This is a genomic window from Rhizobium mesoamericanum STM3625 (genome assembly GCF_000312665.1).
GTDB classification, from domain to species: Bacteria; Pseudomonadota; Alphaproteobacteria; order Rhizobiales; family Rhizobiaceae; genus Rhizobium; species Rhizobium mesoamericanum.
In genome coordinates this window covers 212,402-235,481 of record NZ_HF536773.1, presented here as the reverse complement: position 1 = coordinate 235,481, position 23,080 = coordinate 212,402, and the positions used below count along the sequence as shown (strand labels likewise).

Here is a 23,080-nt window from a genome sequence, read left to right as displayed (position 1 = left end):
AGACCTTCAATATCACCACGACAGCGCCCTCGACCTACAGCCTGTTCAGCGCCTCCAGCACACCGGCCCAGACGAACCTCAACGATGGTCAGCAACTCGAACTCGGCGTCAAGTTCCAGTCGAACGTTGCCGGCGACGTCACCGGCATCAGATTCTATCGCAGCGCCAACGACAACGGTCAAAACGTCGTAGACCTGTGGACGTCGACAGGCACCAAGCTTGCCACAGCCACCTATTCTGGCACCACGGGGAGCGGTTGGCAGACGGTCAACTTTGCGACCGCGGTTACCATCGCTGCCAATACCACCTATGTCGCGTCGTACCACACGACCGGAGCCTATGTGGCGACCGACGGCTTCTTCACCAGCGACGTCAGCAGCGGCCCGCTGACGGCCCTGTCGAGTGCCTCAGCCGGTGGCAACGGCGTCTATGCCTATGGCGGCTCCGCCAGCTCGGGCCTCTTCCCCACCAGCACCTATGATTCAGCGAACTACTGGGCCGATGTGGTCTTCCGGCCGCAGCTCGCCGCATGATGTGGAGAGGCAACCTGACGCGGCGTGTCGCCAAAGGGGTCTTGGTTGCGGGATGGGCCGAAGCGGTGTCACGGCGCAGATCCGAGCGAGGGATCGTGATCCCATCCAGCGCCAACAGGGGCGTCGACGACGCAGACCACGCCGGCAGCATCGTAGGTGATGGTCACGTCACCTTTCAACTCAGCCGCGAGCAGGCTTTCAATCAGGCGTGAACCGAAGCCTTTGCGCGAGGGCTGAGTGACAGCCGGCCCCCGCATTTCCCGCCATTGCAGTCGCAGCCTGGCAGGTTCATTCCGCGTAAGCGACCATTCAATCGAAATGTGGCCTTCCGCTACCGACAGGGCGCCATATTTGGCGGCATTCGTCGCCAGTTCATGCAGCGCCAGCGAGATCGACACGACGGCTCGCGGGGCAAGTTGAATACTCGGCCCGGAGATCGAAAACCTCTCCTGTTGATATGGCGAAAGCGCCTGTCTGACGACCTTCTCCAGCTCAGCTTGTTCCCAGTTGCCATGCGTCAGGAGATCGTGTGCCCTTGACATCAAGGCAAGGCGGGCCTCGAACGCTTCTACTCCAACTCTGTTGGCTTCGTCGCGTCCGAGCGTCTGGCGTGCGATGGCCATCACCGTTGCGAGCACGTTCTTCACGCGATGATTGAGTTCGCCGACGAGAACAGTCTGAAGTCGCTCGGTCTCCTTTCGCGCACTGATATCATGCGCAATTTTTGAGGCTCCAACGGTCCTGCCATAAGCATCAAGAATGGGGGAAACGCTGAGCAAGACATCGACCAAGCGGCCATCCTTGCGCCGCCGCTTGGTCTCGAACGGGTCCACCCTGAGACCGGCACTGATCTGCCGAATGATCGCCGGTTCCTCCTCAATCCTGTCGTCAGGAACCAGAAGAACGACCGAGTGGCCGATCGCTTCCTCAGCCGAGTAGCCGTAGAGCTTTTCGGCTCCGCTGTTCCAGCTGGTGATCCTCATGTTCAGATCGGTGCTGAGAATGGCGTCATCGGATGAGGCAATGATGGCGGCTAGGCGACGCTCAACTTCCTGAGCCCGTTTGCGTTCCGTGATATCGACGACAACGGCGGCGGTCTGCCGCACGGCTCCATTCGTGTCGCGCAGAGGGGAGACCGAATTCGCCACCCAGACAAGGCTTCCGTCCTTACGAACGTAGCGCTTCTCGATGTCAAAGCTCTGACCGGTTTCCAGCATTGTCCTGAAAGATCGGACGTAGTCGTCGAGATCCTTGGGAAAGGTAATGTCCTGAACCCGCATCTTCAAAAGCTCTTCTTCTGAATAACCGACGATCTCGCAGAAGCGCCTGTTGACGAGCAGGAGCCTTCCGGCGAGATCCGACTGACCGATGCCTGCCGCAGTCTGCGAGAATATCGCACGAAATCGTTCGTCGCTCTCCCGCAATGCCGTTTCGTACTTCACGCGTTCCGTTGTCTCGCCGACGATGCAGAACACGCCGCCGATCTTGCCAGCCTCGTCCCTGATCGGTGAATAGGAGATGTCGAAGTGGACGGTCTCGGGATATCCGTGCCGTTCGATATAGAACGGCCGGTCTTTTGCGACCACCGATTCTCCGTGGTCGAGGACCCGCCGCAGGAGCGGTTCCAGATCGCTCCACAATTCGCTCCAGTTCTCCCGGGCGGGGCGACCGAGGGCTTGAGGATGCTTGCTTCCGATGGTGGGCGCATAGGCATCGTTATAAAAGGCGATGAAATCTTCGCCCCAGAACAAGACGATCTGTGCTTTGGCCGGCAGCATGAGGTCGACGGCCGATTTCAGGCAGAGCGGCCACGAGGCCGGCGGGCCAAGGCCGCTTTCCACCCAGTCACTGCCATAAATCCGATCGGCCATCTCGCCCGATCCGACATTTGTCTGATTGCTGCGCAGGGGCTTTATCCTCTCTCGAATGACCTTCGATTCAAAAGTTTGGGGCGCAAACGGCAAAAGGCAAATGAGGAGGCGGTCAGCTATCGCTCGAGGTGGCACCAGGCGGCCAGAAGGGGACGCGCGGTGCACCGCATCGCGACAGTATGACCCGCTTCATTGAAGAAAATGGAGCCGATGGAAGCGCGCTGCCATCCCTTGTCGTCACAGGAAAACTCGCAGTCGGATAGCGCCAGGAAAACGCGGGACCGATATTGAATGTGATCCGGGAAACGGCTGTACGGTGCCATTACAGTCAGGCCGAGCGCCACGTCATCCCGTTCCTCCACGCCTGAGATGCCTGCCACCATCGCATGTGCGTGCGTATGCTCTATGTTGATGCTGGCAAATGGGCCGGTCTTGCTCGCAACCCATTCGAGGTTCTTGGCAAGGTCATTGATGGCAGCCGCGACCTCAGCGAAAGGCCCGCCCGCCAAGGCCAAGTTGCGCAGCGCAAACTGCAACTGGGGACCCAAGGGCACAGGCGTGGCTGGTTTCGTTGCGATTGCACGCGGCTCCTGCAGCAGGTGGAACACCTTCCCGGCCACGAATTTTTCCATGAACGGCGCGGCGTCGGACAGCATGATGTTGCCCAACGCACCGATGAGGCGTTGTACCGCAGCAGGCCTCCTCGCGCGGCTCACCGGATAGTCGCCGTTGGCCGCCCTGGTCCCACGATGCAGAAGGAGATCTGCCTCCCGTCTCAACCGGGGTTTCGACATCGATATGGAAAACTCCTTGGTCACACAAGAGGATCCTTATCTCGGCGGGACCAAAAAGCAAACTGTCCGATGCGCCTTTTTCGAGAGGTGGCATGCCAACTGGAGAATTGTTCGAAAAGTCGGCTGGCCGGCTCGAAGAAATAACGCTTGGAATGCAAATAGGCGTCGATGGCGGGCGCAACTTCGTGACGCCGACTCACTCTTCGGGAGAGGGCGAATGTCGTTTCCAGAGGCTGAGTGCAAAAGGTCGGATGGCATCGGCCAGCTTTGCGCGGGCGCAGAAGGGGACCATCGACAGCGCACGCCTTGGCACGATCTGCCCCGTTTGCCGTGATCAGGCCGCGGCTAGTTGTCCAGGGTTCCGTCATTGGGGGGCTTCTCTTCAAAACCCGACGTAGATTGGGGGATCTCAAAAGGAGTTTGACGGTGCAGCGCGGCAGCGCATTGCCGATAGTCTCTTCATCAAACACCGGTGCGTTGAGCCTATTCGTCGCCTGCCGGCACCAAACTGTCAAATACGTCGAGGAGAGCTTCTGTTATGGCGCTGCCGAGGGCGTTTCCGCTTGCCCGATAGCCTGCTCGTCCATATCGCGCGCTGCAATCGCAAGGTCTCCGCCTTGTTCGGCCACGATCGCCCGCGCCCGCTCGATTGCCCACTGCGCGAAATCGTTCCGGCTTTCAATCGTGACCGTTTCGGTTTCCATGAGGTTTCCTTTCAGAAATTCTTCAGAGTTGTCTGGGAGATTGCCGTTGCGCGTTGAGTTGTGCGCACGCGCTTTTTTGGTCCAACGTCGATCTGATCAGTTGGTCCTTAAAGCCCCCGCGGGTTCATCACCGAACCGCGCAAATCACTTCACACTGTTTCGATGTCGGTTCGCGGGAAATCATCGCCCTTGAAAGGAGCGGCTTGCCGCGGCTCTTTGCCAGTGCATACGAGAAGCAGTCGCCATAGTTCAACCCTGCCGGATGGCGTCCTTTACCAAAGGCACGCCAAGCTCGTCGCGCGAGTGTGATCTGGTCGGTGTCGACCGAGACGATTTCGACGCCGGCTTTGTGAAGCCACAAATCCAATTCCGCAGCGCCTGCCTCACCCATGCGCGCTTCTATCACAATTGCCAACTCGAGGGCTGAAGCCTCTGACATGAAGCGCCGTGGAGCATCAACAATCTTTGCCTCGAATGCTTCGGCTTCCGGCTCGCTGAAGGCGATCGCCACGACCGCGGATGTATCGATTACCATCGGCCGGGAAGTCCGTTTTCGTCATAGCCCAGAACCTCGTCGGTAGAACGGTTATCGAGAACCGCCAGCTTACCCCAGCGCCTGCGGTTGGCGGCAAGCTCCTCCAATAGAACGGTGCGATTTCCTGCATTGGAGAGACGCCGCAGCCGCTCTTCCAAGGCGCGGCGCGTGGCCATGGTAATCGTCTCTCCGGTTTTCTCGGCGAGCGCGTTGGCGAGGCGTTCAGTCTCGGATTCTTTGATGCTCAGCGCCATGCTGGTTCCTACTCTTCATATTCTACCTAAGCCAACTGCTATCGCAAGTGTGTTCCGGTGAGCGATTGGACCGGCCTGTATCACTCACACCGTGGCACCTTGCCGCTGACGTTTCAATCAATGCCATCGGGCGGCGATTTAATGGCTGATGGATGTCGACGAGACCGCCATTTTTCTTAAATCTTCTTTGAACGTGCCTGTCTGCTTCGGAGGAAAGCATCATGGTCTCGAATAAGAAAGAGCAAATCCGACGTCGCGCTTACGAAATCTGGGAGAGTGAGGGCCGCCCAGAGGGTGCCGCATTGCGCAATTGGCAACAAGCCTGCGACGAATTGGGCGGCGAAGACCAACATGAGACGGCGCAGGACCTGCGGGACGATAGGGACGATGCGGCACTGCTTCAGGGCGCCGGAGAGAGCGGCGAAATCGATCGGAGCCGTGGAACATCTTCCGGCGCTAGCAAAAGGTGAGCCAGCAGGATGCCAAGGCGTGATCGTGGCGCCGGATGGGCGAGGAGGATGTGGGCTTTCAAAGGGCTCCGCCAAGTCTGTTAATGAGAACCGAAGCGCGCGACTAAATCGACAGAGCACGATCGCTGGTGCGCCCGGGCCGGTGACCGCGGCAAGGGGCGTTCGTTGATCAGTTTCGGGTGCCTGTCGCATCGGACCTCAGCCCTCAACAGCCCCAACAAGATGAACGCCTCGTAGAAGAGAACATGACGAATGGTCTCCTATCCCGATCTGCCGACCAGGAGCGAGTGAGGTGATCATAAGTGCCGCCCACCTGCTGGTCTGCGTCTGCCGTGCATCCAGCTTGACAAGCGCGTCCAGGTCGAGGCGCTATTGGGCTTACAACGTCGTGGAAAAACGAGGATAGGATGAGGTCCAACAGACTGGCAGTCGCAGGCGTGATTGGTTTGGCATCGTGTGTGTTTGGCATGAGCCTTTCGGCATCATCTGCGCTCTCACAGGAAGTCGAGCCGCCCGCTCCATGGGTCAAGCTCGCCGGTTCGCATGCCGGAGCGGTCGGAACATGCTCAATGCTTGATGCGAGCGACATCGAGGCTTGTTACATGGTCCGGTGCGACGCCAAGAATGGTCTCATCTTCGAGATCGGCGATGCCACTGTTGGTGAGAACGGCCTGCGATTGGCGCGCTTCGAGATTGGGAGGTACAAAGAGACGATCCGCCTCGACGGCAACAGTCCCGATCAGCGAACGATTGTTCTCTCAACGCATCCGAAGCTGCTTGCCGCCCTCACATCTGGCGCTGATTTCGCCACCATGTTCGCCATCAAGGCCGGTGAGATAGATTACAGCACCGGCTTTGAACTCACAGGGGCGCGCGACCAGATATCTCGCCTCGCGAAGGCGTGCCCAACAAAGCAGTAAGGTCGGGCAAGGGTCAAGGCTCGGCTGACGGGTTCAAGAAGATCGTGAACGGAACGTAGCCTTCATCTCGTCGACCGATTCAACAGACCTAATAACAACGTGACACTACTGATCGTGTCGAATCCAACCGTGTCTAATTCGCAGCGGGCACGACGACGGCCTTCAAGAGCACGTCGGGGGCAGTGTCGGCAGGGGCTGCCAGGTTGCCCTTGCCGGTGGCTTGCCGCTTGGCCAGCAGAGTTTGCGCGTCAGACGCAGGGCCCCAAGCCCTGGCGGCACTGCTCCCCTTGCTGCCTGGTCAAGTCGGATCTTGCCCGCATAGCGGAACAGAGGTCCGCAAGCTAGCTGGCACGGCAGACCGGCCGTTCGGAAAACCGATATCTCAAACCGGGGTAGTCACTCCCGTGCACGCATGGGTGCCATGGACAAGGATTGCGAATAGGCCTGCGGCGATCTGTTCCCGGGCATGTTTTCATCAAGTACGAGCGTCCTGAGATCGTCCGTCCTAACATCGAGTGCAACTGCACTCTGCCTTTTGTCCAATTGCCAGACGAGGTAGCCAAGCGCCGGCGAGAAGCCGCAATCGCAGCCGCAATCGTCATGCGCAATGGGTTTTGGCAGCTCTGGGAGCAGCATGATCTGGGGTTTTGGCAGCTTGTAGCAATGCCCTTCGTAGGCGTAGCCATAGATAACGCCGATGCTCTTGAGGTAGCCTCGGCAGGGGTCTCCAAAGCTGCGCCACGGCAGCCCCACTGCTATCGGCAGGAAGATTGTCTTGTGGCCAGACTGCAGCGAAATGTTCACGCTTGCTTTCGCCTTTTCGGCGCTCGTGTTCCTTTCGGTGTAATCCACCCCGTCGTCGTCAGAAAAATCATCAAGGTCCTCGATTTTGGTGCTTTCGGTTGCAGCGCGTCCATACAGTCGCACCTCACTCGGGTCGTAGGGGCCGGACGTTCCGACGTTTGGATTTATGCAGCAATCGCTCATTGCCCTCTCCTCTCGGGTTGCGTCAGTAAATGATTTCTCGCCACGCAAAACTTGCATTCAGAACTTCCGCCACGGTACCTTCGGCGGCATCAACAATTGCCCTTGCGGCTTGGTTGAGTGTCAAAGTCCGCGCGTCAAGTTTCATCAGTGATGCGCCGAGCGCGCGTCCGATGTCGTCACGGGCCTTTTCCAATGCCAGCTGGAAGAACAGGGGTCTTTTACGAAAAGACTGCGCCGTCAGCTCGCGGAAGCGACCAAATTCGTCGAGTGTCAGATCACGTAAATCCACTTGGAGAAGTCGGCGTTCGGCAGAACCATTGGCCACGAGATTGCGATGATAAAGTTCAACGATCGCGTCGAATACGGCGCCGATAAAAGGCAGCGCTCGGTCGTGCGGCTCACGGGTGACTTCTGACATGCGTCTGAAGTTGGTCGCGAGGCGGATCTGGGTTTCCGGGCTGGTTTCAGCGAAGCGATTAAGCTCGTTATAGAGCAGCAAATTGCCCTGCGTCCTTCGCAAAAGACGGTCGATAGCGGAATCAAAGGAGAGAAAAGAGATCAGCGACACACAGTCGGAAAATCCTTCCGAGAAGGGGAAGAAATCACTCTCGCGGGAGGCGCCGATCGGTACGCCTATTTCCGAGTAGATAATCAGGTGTCCGACTTCATGGGCGATCGCATCGAAGTTCAGGGCGTAAGGTCGTGGTGTGCCAGTGGCATTCGAGCGTCCAAGTTCTAGAAAGCCATAGCCCGCCTGTGAGTTGTCCCATTCGACGAAAGGAATGATCTCCAGTCTGGGAATTGTGCCTCCGAAGAACCAGCGAACCCGATGACCGAGATAACTCTGCCAGATTTCGAGCACGCGATGAATGCAGGCATAGGCATGCACGCCAAGATAGGGGCGCGATAGCGGGTCGAGGCTGTCGAAATGACCGTCGGGGCCGGCCCGCACCGGTGGACGCCTGATGCCGTTGAAGGGTGGCAGGCGCGAAAAACCGTATGGCTGTTTGCTATAGAGCGGATCAGCCACATACATTCGGGCATCGCTTGGGCCCGCCTGGATCTCGTCAGGTAGAATAGACAGCCAAACGCGGTCTGGCTCCTCGTAGCCCGGGATGAAGGGAGGTTGAGGAAAAATCCAGAATCGTGTTCCCGTGCCGGCCCCGGTAGAGGCCCGCCCAACACTCGACTGCACATCCATGTTGGCCTCGCCCTACGGGTCGAAACAACTTTACGTTTAATTAGTAATTATTAATTAAATTTCTGTCAATATTAGCTGCCTCGAGATCACGAATGAAAGTATTCGTTGCAACCCAGGTTTTATATCCGCGATCGGCGGCAAATTCAGGCGACAATCTAGGCGCGAGGTTCAGCGCCAATAGTGCGTCGAGAGCCTTCTGTCGAACAAATTCACGCCGCAGGCTGGCGATTTCTTCTCGGCGCCAACCCTCGGCGCGAAGTATCTTTTCAAAGGATCGATCACGAAAATTCATTCGCCGGGCAGCCGCTGTCAAACAATCACGTTGAGCGGCGCTTACATGGCCTTGTCGCATGAGATGGGAAAATGTCTTTTGAAGATCGATCAATGCGTCCGTCACCGGCGGAAAGCCCAGTTCCGCCGGCCCCGATTGAACTGCGACTGCATCGTCTGGGGCCAGCATCCAGCGCCGGTACCACCGGAAGATCAGTCCGACGCCGATCATGCCGTATGGGGCCAACTCCGCTGCCCGAAGCGCTCCCATGCTTGCGGCTCCGATCACGACGATCCCCTGTGCAAGCGCCCACAAGATCTCCTTGTGCCTGACCGATGGGCGGTCTTCGAACTGTCCATCAATGATCACCATCGCTTTTGGATGAAATGCATGAGCAGCAAGAAGTATGTCGCCCTGGGCCACTGGCTGCAGGTAAATGGCATCAAGCGCAGCTTGAGCTTCCGTCAGTCGCAACGTCGGACCCAAAAAGACCAGTATCGGCCCGGCTTGATCGGTCGCACTCATTTTTGACCTCCTAACGCACGACGCTGAAAGGGCGAGCCCTCGGCATCAACACCCGGACGCAACGAACAGGGGCGTCAAAATTCGAACCCAACGGAACCCCAAGAACGGGTTCAAGCCCGGCATCTGTGACACGTTTCAGCAGTTCCTGAAGAGTGGACACGGGACGATCTTCTGCGATTTGTATGAAAGTATCTGGATTGAGGATGAGCTGCCGGGCCTTTGAAACAATGCTGTCGATGCGCTTGTGATAGTGGAGCCTCGTCTGATCGTCGCGAGCGCCGGAAATGGCTCCGGCGCGGGTTGCCAGCGCCTCGCGCAAGGCATTTTCCGCCGCTTGTGCGAGGTCTTGCCCAGCCGAATAACCTTCTGTTGGCAATGCAAGCACTGGATGACCGGGACCGATTTCGATGGTCTGGCACCAAACGACGGCAACGCCAGTCGGGGAGGGGGCATGCCAGAACCCGGCCGATATATTATGTGCCGATAAAAGACCGGTCAGGCGACTGACGGCGGGGCCGAGGGCTTCCGGAGCAAGCCGGTATCTGTCGAAGAAGCCGTGCGTGTCGAACGCTCTCGCAATTGCGTCGCGTTCTATGCACTCGAAGAGACCGTGCGCTGTTGCTTGATGCCAGGTTGAATGGCAGGCAAGGCCTGTCGTCGTGCGCAGGAAGAGCCCGTCGAAGTCCGGGGGCGGGTCGGTATAACGTGTGTGCACAAGTTCAAGAGGAACCATCTGGTTTTGCCCGGAGCCGAGGTTATAACCGGAAATCCAGAGGGTTGGTGTTCGCCGCCAGGCGGGCGTTGGTTGGGCGGCAAGCTGATTATCGAACAGGCCTTCCAGAATGGCGAGCTCATTGGCGCTTCCAAGGACAGCGCTGTTGGCCGGAACCAATTCGGCATGATGGCGCTCGAGCGTCTCCATGATCGCGCCGATGGCGGCTTGGGTGATGGATTGGCCGCGACCAAGCGAAGTCACCTCTGAAAGGGCATTTGGACGGATTGCCTGGGCAGTGGGCAGGTCCAACCGATCAAGCCCCGTGAGGTCTGCGATGCGTGTTATTCCTGCCTGTCTGCAAATTGGCAGGAGCTTTCGCAGGTACTTGTCTGGCGGATCTGCCTCGCGGGCCAACGATGTGCCGAAGTTGGCGGAGATCTCTGCCGCAAACTCGTCGAAGAGTTCGTCCCCTGAAACAGCGCAGTTTTGCTCACCGGTCGACAACAAGACCAAGCTCCTCGATCGACTGCTGGATTCTCTGCTGGAGTGCGGCTGCCCCCTGTGCTTGGGCAGTCTCTGCAGCAATATGCAGATCCGCCATCACGACATTGCGTAAAGCACCGGCGCGGGCATGCAGCATGGCGCGCACGCGGTAGAGCTCGGCGAGCCAATAGGCGTGACCGGTTTCCCTTGCTTTGTGGATCGCTTCGCTCGCCACCTCGATGGCGCGATCGATCTTGCCGTCAAGACCGATCATTGCGGCCTGCATTGAGAGATAGATCGGCAAGTCTATGACCGCGCCGAGCTCTCCAAGAAGATCAAACCCCTTGCAGAACCTCAAATAGCCGCCCGCAAGATTTCCAAGATGTGCCTCAGCCCACCCCCCGAATAAATGCGAAAGGCCCACGAGGGACTGCATTTCGTGCTGTTTGGCAAATTCAGACATCTCTTCCGAAACAGCTGCCAAGCGTTTGTAGTCATTGCGATAAAAGGCGGAGACTGCCTCCGTGTCTAGAGAGTGTGCCTTGCTCGGCAGGTGGGAGATCTCATTCGCGAATTGGATCATCTCCTGAAGCACACGATCGGACTCATGAACATGACCCGTCAGCCACAAGGAAAGCGCCAGTTGACCGAGTCCACAGACGCGCGCATCGTGACCGCCGTAGATGGTTCGCGCTTCGGAGGCCCTTTGTATGTCGTAGAGGGCTAGGCCCTCGCGTATCGCATTTTGCGTTTCCCGATGACGCCCGAGGTTGAAGTCGATTGCCCAGACGCAATGGTTCATCTGCAGGCGGATCTCCGGATCCTGAACGCCCGCCAGCATGACCTGCACTTCCATGGCACGCTCGTGCATTGTTAGAAAATCGGATCCTGTCAGCCACCAACCCCAATAGATTGGAAACCATCGCGACTTCTCTTCCAGCGGCTGGCGATTGGCGATTTCCACTCCTTCTTCGTAAAGCTTGCGCGCCGGCGGTGAGTTCGTGCCGACCGCCCCGGCAAGCACCGGTCCCAATGCGGTCACCGCCGTCAGCCGCAGTCGATCAATCCGGTCGACCATTTCGAGATCGTCGCAGATCGAGAGGGCGTGTTCGAGATGATGGCGGGCCTCTGCCAAGGCCGACCGACGGGCCGCTTCTTGACCAGCCGAGATGAACAGTCCCACGGCCGTTTCCTTGAGGCCCGCATGTTCGGCATGTTCGCCACGGGAGCCGACATCGATCCAAGGCGCAATCGTGGGGTCCTCGCTCAGAGCGTCAAAGAGACGCCGATGGAGCGTTTGGCTCTGCCTCCGCAGCAACAGCTTGTAGATCGTTTCCTGAATTAAAGCGTGACGAAAACCATAAGTGACGGTTCCACCAGCACGTACATGCGTTACGAAACCGGTATCGCACAGCGTGTCTGCCGCGGTCGCCAATGCCTTCTTTCCATAGTCCGGGAGCAGCCTACGAAGCAGTGGCAAGGTGAAACGGGAGCCTGCAACGGCGCCAGCTCGCGCCACATCCCGGATCGGTCCCAATTGGCCGAGCCGCGCTTCGAGAATTTCTTCGAATGCCGAAATGTGCGTCGTCGATGCAGTCTTCGGCATCGTCACCTGGTCGGCGACCTTGGTCTCGGACACCCATTGGCATATCTGCTCGATGAAGAGCGGGACTCCCCCCGAAATTCGTTCCGCAACCTCAAACAGCTCTGAAAATTCGGCCCGTCGATGTGGTGGCCAATTGCGCTCGATCGCCAGCCGCGTCTCGTCAGCACCGAGAGGTCGCAAAAGCAATCGGGAAGGATTGGTCTCCGCCAGCCATTCCACAGTAGGCTCCGGACGCATCGTCGCGATGAGAAGGATTGGCAGCCCAGGAATGGTGCGAGCCGCCTCCATCAGAAACTCGCGCGAGGTCGGATCTATCCAGTGGATATCTTCAACCACGATGAGAACCGGTCCGCCTTCACACAGGGCGCGCAGCACCTGTGAGATTGCGTTTTTGGCTCGGTCTCGTATCAGTTTGGGATTGATGCTCGCCAGGCTTTCGCTGCGCCCCTCGGCGCCAAGGATATAGGCGAAGATCTCGATGATATCGTCTTGCCGTATGCCGTGGCGCCGAAAGCGTCCAGCGACTGTGGATGCGGTCAATTTCGATTGTCCACCCGTTTCGGGCATGCCGGTGAGGCTGTTCACCAGGGGATGGAGTGTCGAATGAAAGCCGCCTGGCACGCATTGGAAGAGGAAGGATTTCGACCGCTCTGCGCGCGTTAATCTGCGGAACTCGTGAAGGAGGCGTGACTTTCCAATGCCGGCGTCCCCTTCGATGACGACCGTTTGCCCGGTTCCGGCCAGGACGCCCTTCCAGGCTTTCGAGAGTGTGCCGAGTTCGTCCGTGCGGCCGACAAAGGGGCTACCCAGTCTTCCAAACGCATAGAATCTGTCGACTTCATTCTTATGGCCGAGCGCGCGCCAGGCTCTTTCCGGCGCTTCGAAGCCCTTCAGATTCCATATGCCCTCGAACGAGAATGCATGCGAGCGTCCAGCCAGCCTGCAGGTTTCATCGGACACGAAGACGGTGTTGGGAGCGGCGACGGTCTCAAGACGGGTGGCAAGAGCAAGCGCCACGCCGACAACAGGCTCCTGGCTCCAGCCCTGCGCCTGAGGTCCCTGGACGAGGGCGATGGACGTCGCAATGCCAACGCGAACTTGCAGATCGGCGCGACCTGCCGCCTCGCCAATGTGTCGGCAAGTTTCGACGATCTGCAAGCCTGCCCGTATGGCAAGGGAGGCGGCATCCCGCGGTCCGAGGTCGGTCGGAAACAAGGCGAGCCCGCCATCGCCGGCTTCCACCCGCAATACCCCCGAATGCGCTGCGATAGATTTGTTTGCGGCCGATTGAAACGCCGATATCAATTCTCGATAATCTTCGAGATCCATGCGGTGGAAGAGTTCGGTCGAATCGACGAGATCGTAACAAAGCGCCGTAACGATCCGGCGCTCGATCGCATCGGTTGCGACTTCGGGTTTCCTCCGGCCGCTCCTAGCCGATGGGTTCCTGGCGCTGTTCGGATCGTTGTCCTGCATCGCGCTTCCCCAGACCGCTAGCAAAAACCACCCTGTAAGGCTAACACATTCTTAGCGGGTTGCGAGCGCATCATTGCATTGAAGTCTTGTGCATTGCTGGGTAGCACAGGCGCAACCAGCTTGGCGCACCCGAAGGGTCGGTCACCTGCTCGCAGCTAAGATTGCCCCAAGGGGCAATTCAGGGCAGATTGCGTATTGTGGGGCCGCCGGAGGTTGGGCGTTGCTGGAAAGGCTGATTGGTGAGTACGGCGTCCTGGCCGTTTTTCTTGGAGCTGCGGTGGAAGGGGAAACGGCAGCGTTTCTGGGAGGCGTTTTCGCCCACAGGCAGCTCATTCCCTACTGGCAGGTGGCGTTGGCTGCATGTCTTGGATCGTTTGCCGCAGATCAAGTCCTCTTCTTCGCGGGTCGCTACGCCACTAAATGGTCCTATGTTCAGACGCTGCTTGGATCTGAGCCGGTCGCGAGGGCGACGCGGCTCCTCGACGCTCACCCGACAGGTTTCATTTTCGCCTTTCGCTTTATCTACGGCATCCGAACGATCAGCCCCATTGCAATCGGCGTCTCAAGCGTTTCTACGCGCAGGTTTGTCATACTAAATGCGATCGCTGCACTCGCATGGGGCGTGCTGATAACCGCGATCGGGTTCGTGGCCGGTCAAGCCGTCGAGGCGTTGCTCGGACGGCTGCAACTCCACTTGCATCTGCTGATTGCTCTGGGCTTCGCTGCAATCCTTGTTCCGATCACTGCCTATGCCGTCAGACGAGAAGTCGCGAGGCGTTCCGCTCGCCCGGGCGGCACCTGAGGAAGACAAACGAGCAGTGGCGCTCACAGCCGGCGACGGCTTATTGTCGTTGATCGGGCGCCTACTCCTCATGGTGATCCGGTGCCAAGCAATCGACGATATTGAAGAAGCGAAAGAAACACGCGCTTGCGGCAAGCGGGAAGCTGGTGTTCTGCGGCAGAATGCCTATCTTTCGCGTAGTTACGAAATTACAGGATTCCCTTTTTTGCTTCTCGAAATTTCAATCGTTGCTATTCTCACGATCTTGAATGGCGTCCTCGCCATGTCCGAGCTCGCGGTCGTATCTGCGCGACCTGCTCGTCTCAAAGTGCTTGCTGATCAGGGAAGCCGCGGGGCAGCCATGGCAATCCGGCTGGCAGACGAGCCCGGACGTTTTCTATCGACTGTTCAGATCGGCATTACGCTTGTTGGCGTGCTGTCCGGCGCCTTCTCGGGTGCTACACTTGGTGCGCGACTTTCCGGCTGGCTGGCCTCTCATGGCTTGTCACTAGCGGCGGCGGATGCGCTTGGTGTCGGTTCAGTCGTCGTTGCCATCACATACCTGTCGCTAATCGTTGGTGAATTGGTGCCGAAGCAGATTGCACTTCGCGCGCCCGAGACGGTGGCAAGCAAGGTTGCTCCAGCGATGATATTCCTGTCTCGTCTGGCAGCCCCGCTCGTCTGGCTGCTCGACGTGTCCGGTCGGATCCTCCTTCGACTTCTCGGGCAGTCGGGCAAGTCGGGCGATGCCGTCACCGATGAAGAGATCAAGACAGTGCTCGCGGAGGCCCACAGCGCAGGGGTCATCGAGACGGAAGAGTCGGCAATGATTTCCGGGGTCATGCGCCTGGCAGACCGAAGTGCGAGAGCCTTAATGACGCCGCGCCGTGACGTTGAGGTGATCGATGTGGAGGATGGCTTTGCCGAGATTCGGGACCAACTCCGCCGGACTGCCCAGGCGCGATTGCCGGTGCGCAGGAATAGCTCCGACGAAATCATCGGCGTGCTTTTGACTAAGGATTTCTACGACGCGCTTGCGTCGTCGGGCCATGTCGACATCGCCGCTCTTGCGCAGGAAGTGCCGATCGTATCAGATCTGTCAGGCGCCCTCGACGTCATTCAGGCCATTCGTCGCTCACGCTGCCACATGGTGCTGGTCTATGACGAATACGGTCACTTCGAAGGCGTTATCACCTCCGGCGACATTCTGGAAGCAATTCTTGGCGCGGTTCAGGAGGACTCGATCGGCGAGAAGGCGATCGTACGCCGCCACGATGGCAGCTATCTCGTATCCGGCTGGACGCCAATTGATGAGTTTGCCGATTTCATGGGCTTTCAGATTGATACTGACAGGGACTATCAGACAGTTGCCGGGCTCGTGCTGGAAGAGATGAAGCATCTGCCTGACGTCGGCGAGAGTTTCGTGATGAATGGTTGGCGATTCGAGGTGGTCGACCTTGATGGACGCAGAATAGACAAGCTTCTCCTTACCTCTGAAGTGCCGCCCGACGATGTCGGAAGCCGAACGCTTCAGTAAGTCTATCCGACCCGCTCGTTCTCTCTGCGCGGAACCTTCAAGTGAAAGGGGAGTTCCCCCTTTTCACATATGGAGGCAGATATGAAAGCTCTTACAATAGCTGCCGCGGCGGCACTGGCGTTTACCGGCACCGCTCTAGCTCAAACGACGGTCGTGACTGTGCCTGGCGAGGTGCGTACCTATGTGACCGAGCAGGACGTTCCATCCGTTGCTTACGACGGCGATGTCGTGGTCGGAACGGAACTGCCGTCTTCGGTTGAAGTGCATACAATTCCAAGCAATGACGCATATGCTTACACGGTGATCAACAAGAAGCGCGTGATCGTCGATCCACATACGCACCGTGTAGTCGAAATCGTCAAATAATCAAATGGATCGTGGAGCTGGCTGACATTGTGATTGAACCCGGCTCCACCTTACGTAACGAAATGCGAGTTCGACTGGTCTTCTAGTGGGGTGGAGAGCCAGCGGAGCAAAGAAGATATCGCCCCCGATCAGTACGGCGGGCATCTGGGTAGCGATAGATAATCGCAAAACCAGTTCAGAACTGGCAAGCCGGCGCCGATCAGCCTCGCTGCTATCAGGTAGTCACGGGTCCGGTCAAAGCCACCGCCAGTGAGGCTCGATAAAGCTTGTTAGACAGCTAGGGGTCCGGTGTGGGAGAGATCGCGGTCGCAACTGCGCGCGTCGAAGCGACGGGAAGAGCGTAGCTGCACGCAGTCGCCCATGGCAGGTATGGTGAAAAGAGTGTTGAGCGATATGATCGCCGTCACTAATGACTGCAAAACAGAACGCGCTGATGGCGCCGCCTGCGAGCAGGAGTGCCTGCCTCGTTTCGGCTCTCCAGCCGCATGGGGTATCGAGACCGAATGGATGCGACCAGCAGTTTCCCCCGTGGCGCTCGACAGTTCGCCAGGAAGTGTCCGTCTTGTTTTTTCGGTGCCGTCGGGCAAAATCCGACTGCCGCAGCTCGTTTGTGCCGATGACCGCGGCTGTGCCAACAATGACAAGGCATGCACGATATCCGAGGAAGGAGGCGTCGTGAGTCTCAGGCCGCCACGATCAATCTCGACGTCGGCCAGCGCCGGGCTCAATCCCCTGGAATACGAGCTTGCGTCCGCGCGGGCGGACGTGTTGGGCCGCCAGGGGCGTAAAGTGGAGACTGCGTTGGTGAGGCTGGCATCATGGTCGCCGGAGAACAATCACAAGACCGATCGACAAACCCTGCTTGACGAGGCTTCCGACGCGGTCTGGGCGTTGTTTATCCAGCGCGAGATCTGTGGACTCCGCAATGACAAGGATGTCGTCAGCCTCTATCAGATCCCTGGCGAGGTTCTGGCAAGGCTTGGCGCGGCGCGCAAGTGATCGGTGGAGCGATTCTAAAGATAAGACGGCGAGCACGGCGGCCTTCTGTTGGGACTATGGAACGTCCTCCCACCACAGCAGTGCGGTGTTCACCGCATCAGGCGGCGTCTTTCCATTTTGCTGTCATGACGGCCGGGTAAGGAATTTGTCCCTACGCTCCAAGCCAGGCGTTTCTGTTGACGGGTGGTCCGGCCACCTCGGCATGCCCAGGCGATGGTAAAGTAAAATCACGTTGACAGTTTTGCAGAAAGGCCAAGACTCACAAAATATTTGAGATCGCTCGGAGAGGACGAGGATGTACAACCATATTCTCATTTCCACTGATGGATCGGAATTGGCCCAAAAGGGGATCGATCATGGGCTGTCGCTTGCAAAGAGCCTCAACGCCCGCGTGACCGTAATCATGGCAACGGAACGGTTCCCACTCTCCGTTCACGCCGGGATTGCCGGGGCATATATTCCAGGGCCGAGTGAAATGGCTCAATATGAAGCCGGTCAAGCGGAAACAGCTCAAAATGTGCTGGCGGCGGTAAAAGCGACAGCAGAAAACCTCGGTGTATCGGTGGACACTGTCCACGTCCCGGAAGCCTACCCGGCCGAAGCGATCATCGATCTGGTCAAGGCTCGTGGCTGCAGTCTGATCGTCATGGCGTCACATGGCCGCAGAGGCTTCAGGAAACTGCTGCTCGGAAGCCAGACATCGGAAGTCCTGGCAAATAGCCCCGTACCTGTGTTGGTAGTGCGCTGAAGCCGACGATAGCGACCGATGCGAGTTTCGATCACATTGAGCCAGGTGTGTCTCACAGTTGCTTCTACTCGGGCCTTGCCGGGGAGGGGCGCCGTAGTTCGAGAGGTATCGGGGCGGCGCGCCGGCGTTTGGCAAGCTTTGGGTGCTAAGTGTCGATTGCCAGATCAAGACCTTCGTTACTTGCCGGAGGCAGCTCTTAACGACTCTGCCAACCGCCATGCGTGGTAAAGAGTCCCATTCGCCCACGCCATAAGATCCAGATCTGCGCGGGCGGCGGCCATTGACGTACGTTGCAACGCTATGTCTTCGAGCAGTTTCGTTCGACTGATCTCACTTTCTCTACGGAGTTGTTTCGAGGCAGCTTCGATTGCGCTGTAAACGGTTGGGGCGGGTACAGCCTTTGGATCCCTGGACTGCTCGAGCCACGCGCCAAGCGCCACGGCGCCTGCTGCGAAGCCGTCAGGGGGCTTCCAACCGCTTGCAACGGGCGGGATGCGCATGACGTCGACATGCAGCCGGGAGAGATGATCGAGTGCATGGCAAAGCCGAACTAAGCGTGGTGCAATGGTGCCCAGATCCGTCGTTTCCAGGGAGAGCGTTTCAAGGAAACGCTCGATAGATTGAACAGCTTCGAGCGGCGGCTCGTAAACGACGGATTCGCCGACAAGCCGGCGGCGGATGGCATGGACCGCGCCCAACGCAATCTCGAGTGTTGCGCGCCATGCAGCCTCGATGGCGAGGGCGCCTCCCGCTTTGGCAATGGCCGGATCGAGACGGCTGACGGCCGTATCATTTTCATCGCCATAAATGTTGACAATGAACCGTGCGAAGTGATCGAGCCAGGGATAAAAGACGACGATCCCTGCGAACTTGAAGATGCTGCTGAACGCCGCAAGTCCCAACACACCATCGACGTCGCCGAGGCCCGCGCCCACCCAATTCGCCGCGGCGGAGAGCGGAGCGATAAACACCATGGCTAGAACGCCGACGATCAAGCTGAAAGCGATGTGCGCGAGTGCTGCCCGGCGGACCGCAAGGCTGCCGCCAATTGTGACCAAGGCGGTGGTTGCGGCCGAGCCAACACTTTGCCCAACGATCATCGCGCATCCCTGCACGAACGTCAGCGAGCCCGCGTTCAACGCAACAAGCGTGGTCGCGCCGGCGGCACTTGAGCTCTGCATCACCAGGGTCATCAGGACGCCTATTCCGGCCAGCATCCACATCGAGCCGATACCCTCGCCTGCGAATGCTTCGAGATTCCATGATACCCCGTTCATGCCTGTCTGGAGGTATTCGATGCCGGTGAAAATCAACCCGAAGCCGGCCAAGATTGCCCCTAGCGATCGCATCCTCCCGCTCCCAATCAGCCAAAGAAAGGCACCAACTCCAAGGATCGGCAGTGCTCCGTCGGCTATTCGGACGCGAAAACCGAATATCGCCACCATCCAGGGCGTCGAGGTCGTTCCCAGGGTCGCCCCCGCGATCACCGCGATCGCCTGCGGGAGGGTAACCAGTCCAGCGCTGACGAAGCCGATCACTGTGAGGCTTGTCGCTGTCGAAGACTGGGTGGCTGTTGTGAAAAGTGCACCGAAAGCGACGGCGCTGAACCGGCCCGCGACAAGCCGCTGGAGCACGCGACGTAGCGATTCGCCCGCAAGGCTTTTCAGACCCTCGGTCAGGTGGTGGATGCCTAACAAGAACAGGCCCAATCCACCCATCAGCGTCACCACAGCCGAGGCGGTCATCGAACGAACCTCCTATCTCGGACTGGGGCCAATCCTGATGTCGCTGCTGTGAATATTCTGCCCTCGCATCGCTTGTCCCCCTCCTGAGCACGTCAGGATTGCAGCAGGCTCGGCCCGACCCGCAATATGACCACAGCCGGCGCGCGGCACCGATCGTCCGGTTATGGGCTGGCGTCTCCAAGAGAACCGGCGCGCCGGCCAGCGTAAACTCCCCGAATGCCAAATTGCTCGGCCTCCGCGACGAGGAAGAATACCAAGCCCCAGAAAGAGGGCAAGGCGGGCGTCGTTGATCGCAACCACGTCGCGGTGTTGTTGCCACGTTGAGACGAAGCGCGGAACACGTACCGGATTCTCACGGCTCACCGCTTTCACTCAGACAATAAGATAACGTGACATCGCCCATGTTCAAACGCCAACGTCTTGGGGTTGAAGCGAACGCCCAAAAGTCCATTTCTTTTCGGGTGGAACGAATTTTTTCGTCAGGGAGGACGCTTTGCGCAAAACTGTGTGGGTACCACTAGGACTTGCTTTGATACTGCTATCGACGCCGATACTGCCTCCGGCGGCGGCAAGCGCGCAAACCAACGTCACTATCAGTATAGGAAGCAATCTCAACAGAGGCAGGGGAATTAGCTGTAGCCAGGGTGAAAGGCTACTGCGCAACCGGGGCTTTAGGGATGTCCGGCGTATAGATTGCCATGGACGCTTCTTTATTTACCGCGCGTGGCGAGGCAATAACCGGTTCGAGATTGCCGTAAGGCGGAGCGACGGTCGCGTTGTGGACATGCATCGCATCAGCAGGCGGCGATAGCAGCCCACGTCTCATGGTATTGAAGTGAAACGCTCCGGGCGTGCAGAGTGCGTCTGCCTAAGCCAGCCATCATGAGTGTTCATCCAGCTCCGCGCAAAGGGGGATGTCGCGTCTTATTGTAGAATGAACATCGCGGGCAATCACCCGATCGATTGCGAGCAGATTTGCCACGCCTGATCCTAGTCACACCCGCCTTCTGCTAATTTTAGCAACCGCTGCGGGTCGCAGATTGTCGGTTTTTGACGGCCGCCTTGCACGATTCCTCTTGATTTCCACGCGCTTAGAGTACGTCAACGGTGTGCAGAGTTGTCCCCGCCAGTTCCGCGATGTCCTGTCGGGAAACTTGAAAATCGATGCGAATGGCCGCGCCGCCCACCGGCTTGCCTGCTTGTTTGGAAAGCCTCAGCACGAAATGGGACACGCATTTCGACTTCTTCGGTCGGCATCTCGAGGATCCGGCTATGGGCCTCTTCAAGCCTCTCCGATGGTCTGGATTGCAAGCGTTGCCCCGGACTTCGACCCGGACGATGGCTGTAGGGCCGGACCAATCTTCACCATTTTCCGTAGCAGAGCCTCTCCTCATTGACTTGGAACAAGGAAACGCCATGCCTGACGCGTCATAAGCACCTCGTGATCGTTGAAAGGAACTCGCGGATGTCAGACTGTTTGGTCACGAAGTACGGCGACGCGCGGCTGCCGCGCTATACCAGTTATCCGACCGCTCCAGCGTTTTCTGCTACCGTTGGCCCGGATGAATATGCCCGAGGCCTTGCGGATGCGGGGACAGCAGGACCGGTTTCGATTTATTTGCACGTGCCGTTCTGCCGCTCCATGTGCTTGTATTGTGGGTGCCACACGACGATCACCCGACAGGATGCTCCGGTTCATGAGTATTTGGGTGCGATGAAGCATGAGATCGAATTGGTGGCGTTTGCCGTCGGCAATTCAGTTCCCGTGAAAAACATCCATTTCGGCGGTGGCACGCCGACGATCATGAAGCCCGATGAATTTGCTGACCTCATGAACAAGCTGAAGAGCGCCTTCGAACTCGAGGATCAGACCAGCGTGGCGGTGGAGATCGATCCCCGTACCCTGACGACCCCTATGATCCAAGCGCTCGGGGAAAACGGCGTCAATCGCGCAAGTCTTGGCGTGCAGAGTTTCGACCCCATCGTGCAGGAAGCGATCAACCGCGTCCAGAGCTTCGAGCAGACGCAGGCTGCCGTTTTGGGACTCCGCGCGGTGGGCGTTTCGAGCATCAACTTCGATCTCATTTATGGCCTTCCGCACCAGAGCGTTCGTTCATGCGTTGAAACGGTTGCATTGGCGACGACGTTGAGGCCGGAAAGACTAGCCGTCTTCGGTTACGCCCACATCCCCGTCTTCAAGAAGCACCAACGCCTTATCGATGAAGCAGCACTTCCCGACGCCTCCGAGCGAAACGATCAGGCGGAAGCGATTGCGGACGAACTCGCGAAGGCAGGTTACGTGCGCATCGGGCTCGATCATTTCGCACTGCCGGATGACGAGCTGGCGATCGCCGCGCGCACGGGTACTCTGCGCAGGAATTTCCAAGGCTACACCACGGACACATGTAACACCCTTGTCGGTCTTGGAGCTTCCGCTATCGGACGTTTGCCGACCGGCTATATCCAAAACCATGTTCCTATCGGTCTTTACGCCGAGCGGGTCTCAGCTGGTGTACTACCCACCGCCAAAGGATACCTCTTGACGCGCGAGGATAAATTGCGGGCAAAAGTTATCGAACGCCTGATGTGTGATTTTGAAGTCGATCTCGATCAGCTCACCAGTGAGTTCGGCTACGATGCAGGTTTTCTCCTCGATCGCAACGACCGTCTCAAGGATCTGGAGGCGGACGGAGTCGTGACCATATGTGATGGTCGCGTTTCCGTTGCACAGCGGTCGCGATTTATGGTTCGCGCCGTGGCCGCCGCCTTTGATGCCTACTTTGGTTCTCATGGTCGCACGCACAGCAAGGCGGCTTGAAGGCAAGGCGAGACAATCAGAATCGAGCTGCGGAGTGTGGTCATCGGGAGCGGCCGCGGCTCGCCTGCACGCGGTTTAACGTGTCGCGCAATCGGTTATGTGCATTAACGGAAGCAAGTCATTCTCTACGACAGCGGACCCATCGAGGTTGATGCACTTACCCCTGTTGATGACCATCTCTATCTCTACGCTGGAGCTCCCCCCGCAGACCAGTTAGCAGTCTCGAGCAGAGAGTGCTAATTTTCCCGTCCGGACCTCTTGAAATCGAAAAATGACAAAACCAGATCATTTTGCGCAAAGACCTCGCGCGAGGCCGTGCACCGCCCGGTCATCCGGTCCGGGCAGGGCAACAACGTCATCCTGTGTGTCCATTGGAGGAAACCATGTCATTCCGACCGCTTCATGACCGCATCCTTGTCCGCCGGGTCGACACCGAGGAGAAGACCAAGGGCGGCATCATCATTCCCGATACCGCCAAGGAAAAGCCGCAGGAAGGCGAAGTCCTTGCTGTGGGTGCGGGCGCACGCAACGATGCCGGCCAGATCCAGGCGCTCGATGTCAAGGTGGGCGACCGCATCCTGTTCGGCAAGTGGTCCGGCACCGAGATCAAGATCGACGGCGAGGAGCTGCTGATCATGAAGGAAAGCGACGTGATGGGCATCATCGATGGCCAGACCGAGCAAATGCAGGCCGCCTGAGGCGTTCTCAGTTCCTCAGTCAAGCTGTCAAACAGGAGTGGAA

The 23,080-nt window shown here is 58.3% G+C and carries 19 protein-coding genes and 3 pseudogenes; 10 read left to right on the top strand and 12 right to left on the bottom strand.

Annotation, left to right across the window (positions count from 1 at the left end):
- A partial coding sequence (locus BN77_RS31480) for a DUF4082 domain-containing protein (protein WP_051177211.1) occupies positions 1-533 on the top strand: 533 nt, incomplete at its 5' end.
- A gap of 68 nt (positions 534-601) precedes the next feature.
- On the opposite strand, the gene BN77_RS21450 is transcribed toward BN77_RS31480, so the two are convergent.
- The 5 genes and pseudogenes from BN77_RS21450 to BN77_RS21425 form a co-directional block, all read right to left on the bottom strand.
- The gene (locus BN77_RS21450) at positions 602-2,404 is read right to left on the bottom strand and encodes a PAS domain S-box protein (RefSeq protein ID WP_007535917.1); all 1,803 of its coding nucleotides are present in this window, start codon (positions 2,402-2,404) and stop codon (positions 602-604) included.
- A gap of 116 nt (positions 2,405-2,520) precedes the next feature.
- The gene (locus BN77_RS21445) at positions 2,521-3,198 is read right to left on the bottom strand and encodes a dimethylsulfonioproprionate lyase family protein (RefSeq protein ID WP_007535916.1); all 678 of its coding nucleotides are present in this window, start codon (positions 3,196-3,198) and stop codon (positions 2,521-2,523) included.
- Positions 3,199-3,734: 536 nt separating this feature from the next.
- Positions 3,735-3,902 (bottom strand): hypothetical protein, encoded by a 168-nt coding sequence (locus tag BN77_RS21435; RefSeq protein WP_007535914.1) that lies wholly within the window; start codon positions 3,900-3,902, stop codon positions 3,735-3,737.
- A gap of 149 nt (positions 3,903-4,051) precedes the next feature.
- Positions 4,052-4,437: pseudogene (locus BN77_RS21430) on the bottom strand (type II toxin-antitoxin system VapC family toxin).
- Positions 4,431-4,691 (bottom strand): type II toxin-antitoxin system VapB family antitoxin, encoded by a 261-nt coding sequence (locus BN77_RS21425; protein WP_007535911.1) that lies wholly within the window; start codon positions 4,689-4,691, stop codon positions 4,431-4,433. Before BN77_RS21425 ends, BN77_RS21430 begins: the two are co-directional and overlap by 7 nt.
- Positions 4,692-4,912: 221 nt before the next feature.
- Between BN77_RS21425 and BN77_RS21420 the strand changes: the two are divergent.
- Together BN77_RS21420 and BN77_RS34200 are read left to right on the top strand one after the other, a co-directional pair.
- Positions 4,913-5,155 (top strand): annotated as a pseudogene (locus BN77_RS21420) (DUF2934 domain-containing protein); the annotation flags it as partial.
- 413 nt (positions 5,156-5,568) lie between these two features.
- Positions 5,569-6,081: a hypothetical protein gene (locus tag BN77_RS34200; protein ID WP_007535907.1), complete on the top strand. Its 513-nt coding sequence runs from the start codon at positions 5,569-5,571 to the stop codon at positions 6,079-6,081.
- Between the two features lie 396 nt (positions 6,082-6,477).
- Here BN77_RS34200 and BN77_RS21410 read toward each other — a convergent pair whose 3' ends face one another.
- The 5 genes from BN77_RS21410 to BN77_RS21390 are packed head-to-tail and all read right to left on the bottom strand — an operon-like array spanning position 6,478 to position 13,345.
- Positions 6,478-7,068, bottom strand: a complete 591-nt coding sequence (locus tag BN77_RS21410) for a hypothetical protein (RefSeq protein WP_007535906.1) — start codon at positions 7,066-7,068, stop codon at positions 6,478-6,480.
- 22 nt (positions 7,069-7,090) lie between these two features.
- Entirely contained in the window at positions 7,091-8,269 is a 1,179-nt protein-coding gene (locus BN77_RS21405; RefSeq protein ID WP_007535905.1) for a gluzincin family metallopeptidase, read from the bottom strand.
- Between the two features lie 40 nt (positions 8,270-8,309).
- Positions 8,310-9,065, bottom strand: a complete 756-nt coding sequence (locus BN77_RS21400) for a TfuA-like protein (protein ID WP_007535904.1) — start codon at positions 9,063-9,065, stop codon at positions 8,310-8,312.
- 10 nt (positions 9,066-9,075) lie between these two features.
- Positions 9,076-10,287 carry a YcaO-like family protein gene (locus BN77_RS21395; protein WP_007535903.1) on the bottom strand — a complete coding sequence of 404 codons (1,212 nt, stop codon included), beginning with the start codon at positions 10,285-10,287 and terminating at the stop codon, positions 9,076-9,078.
- Positions 10,271-13,345, bottom strand: a complete 3,075-nt coding sequence (locus tag BN77_RS21390; RefSeq protein ID WP_007535902.1) for an AAA family ATPase — start codon at positions 13,343-13,345, stop codon at positions 10,271-10,273. The genes BN77_RS21395 and BN77_RS21390 overlap by 17 nt, the downstream gene beginning before the upstream one ends.
- 220 nt (positions 13,346-13,565) lie before the next feature.
- Between BN77_RS21390 and BN77_RS21385 the strand changes: the two genes are divergently transcribed.
- The 5 genes from BN77_RS21385 (at position 13,566) to BN77_RS21365 (ending at position 17,776) form a co-directional block, all read left to right on the top strand.
- A complete protein-coding gene (locus tag BN77_RS21385) occupies positions 13,566-14,147 on the top strand; it encodes a DedA family protein (RefSeq protein ID WP_007535901.1) in 582 nt (193 codons plus the stop codon).
- A 205-nt stretch (positions 14,148-14,352) separates the two neighbouring features.
- Complete coding sequence (locus tag BN77_RS21380) at positions 14,353-15,663, top strand: hemolysin family protein (protein WP_040678599.1); 1,311 nt, start codon at positions 14,353-14,355, stop codon at positions 15,661-15,663.
- A gap of 81 nt (positions 15,664-15,744) precedes the next feature.
- The gene (locus tag BN77_RS21375) at positions 15,745-16,029 is read left to right on the top strand and encodes a DUF1236 domain-containing protein (protein WP_007535899.1); all 285 of its coding nucleotides are present in this window, start codon (positions 15,745-15,747) and stop codon (positions 16,027-16,029) included.
- Positions 16,030-16,704: 675 nt separating this feature from the next.
- Complete coding sequence (locus BN77_RS21370; protein WP_040678598.1) at positions 16,705-17,028, top strand: DUF6665 family protein; 324 nt, start codon at positions 16,705-16,707, stop codon at positions 17,026-17,028.
- 295 nt (positions 17,029-17,323) lie between these two features.
- On the top strand, positions 17,324-17,776 hold the full coding sequence (locus BN77_RS21365; protein WP_007535897.1) for a universal stress protein: 453 nt from the start codon (positions 17,324-17,326) through the stop codon (positions 17,774-17,776).
- Positions 17,777-17,952: 176 nt separating this feature from the next.
- Here the strand turns inward: BN77_RS21365 and BN77_RS21360 are convergent, their stop codons facing one another.
- Complete coding sequence (locus BN77_RS21360) at positions 17,953-19,521, bottom strand: Na/Pi cotransporter family protein (RefSeq protein ID WP_007535896.1); 1,569 nt, start codon at positions 19,519-19,521, stop codon at positions 17,953-17,955.
- 990 nt (positions 19,522-20,511) lie between these two features.
- Positions 20,512-20,839, bottom strand: a pseudogene (locus BN77_RS34940) (Crp/Fnr family transcriptional regulator); the annotation flags it as partial.
- 147 nt (positions 20,840-20,986) lie between these two features.
- Between BN77_RS34940 and hemN the strand changes: the two are divergent.
- Entirely contained in the window at positions 20,987-22,339 is a 1,353-nt protein-coding gene (gene hemN, locus BN77_RS21350) for an oxygen-independent coproporphyrinogen III oxidase (RefSeq protein WP_007535894.1), read from the top strand.
- 383 nt (positions 22,340-22,722) lie between these two features.
- Positions 22,723-23,037, top strand: coding sequence for a co-chaperone GroES (groES, locus tag BN77_RS21345; protein WP_007535893.1), 315 nt, complete (start codon positions 22,723-22,725; stop codon positions 23,035-23,037).
- Positions 23,038-23,080 lie beyond the last annotated feature (43 nt).

Bases quoted from the DNA above. Each gene is read 5' to 3' on its own strand.
- BN77_RS21450 (WP_007535917.1), bottom strand. From the start codon at position 2,404: ATGGCCGATCGGATTTATGGCAGTGACTGGGTGGAAAGCGGCCTTGGC.
- BN77_RS21445 (WP_007535916.1), bottom strand. From the start codon at position 3,198: ATGTCGAAACCCCGGTTGAGACGGGAGGCAGATCTCCTTCTGCATCGT.
- BN77_RS21435 (WP_007535914.1), bottom strand. From the start codon at position 3,902: ATGGAAACCGAAACGGTCACGATTGAAAGCCGGAACGATTTCGCGCAG.
- BN77_RS21425 (WP_007535911.1), bottom strand. From the start codon at position 4,691: ATGGCGCTGAGCATCAAAGAATCCGAGACTGAACGCCTCGCCAACGCG.
- BN77_RS34200 (WP_007535907.1), top strand. From the start codon at position 5,569: ATGAGGTCCAACAGACTGGCAGTCGCAGGCGTGATTGGTTTGGCATCG.
- BN77_RS21410 (WP_007535906.1), bottom strand. From the start codon at position 7,068: ATGAGCGATTGCTGCATAAATCCAAACGTCGGAACGTCCGGCCCCTAC.
- BN77_RS21405 (WP_007535905.1), bottom strand. From the start codon at position 8,269: ATGGATGTGCAGTCGAGTGTTGGGCGGGCCTCTACCGGGGCCGGCACG.
- BN77_RS21400 (WP_007535904.1), bottom strand. From the start codon at position 9,065: ATGAGTGCGACCGATCAAGCCGGGCCGATACTGGTCTTTTTGGGTCCG.
- BN77_RS21390 (WP_007535902.1), bottom strand. From the start codon at position 13,345: ATGCAGGACAACGATCCGAACAGCGCCAGGAACCCATCGGCTAGGAGC.
- BN77_RS21375 (WP_007535899.1), top strand. From the start codon at position 15,745: ATGAAAGCTCTTACAATAGCTGCCGCGGCGGCACTGGCGTTTACCGGC.
- BN77_RS21365 (WP_007535897.1), top strand. From the start codon at position 17,324: ATGTACAACCATATTCTCATTTCCACTGATGGATCGGAATTGGCCCAA.
- BN77_RS21360 (WP_007535896.1), bottom strand. From the start codon at position 19,521: ATGACCGCCTCGGCTGTGGTGACGCTGATGGGTGGATTGGGCCTGTTC.
- hemN (WP_007535894.1), top strand. From the start codon at position 20,987: ATGTCAGACTGTTTGGTCACGAAGTACGGCGACGCGCGGCTGCCGCGC.
- groES (WP_007535893.1), top strand. From the start codon at position 22,723: ATGTCATTCCGACCGCTTCATGACCGCATCCTTGTCCGCCGGGTCGAC.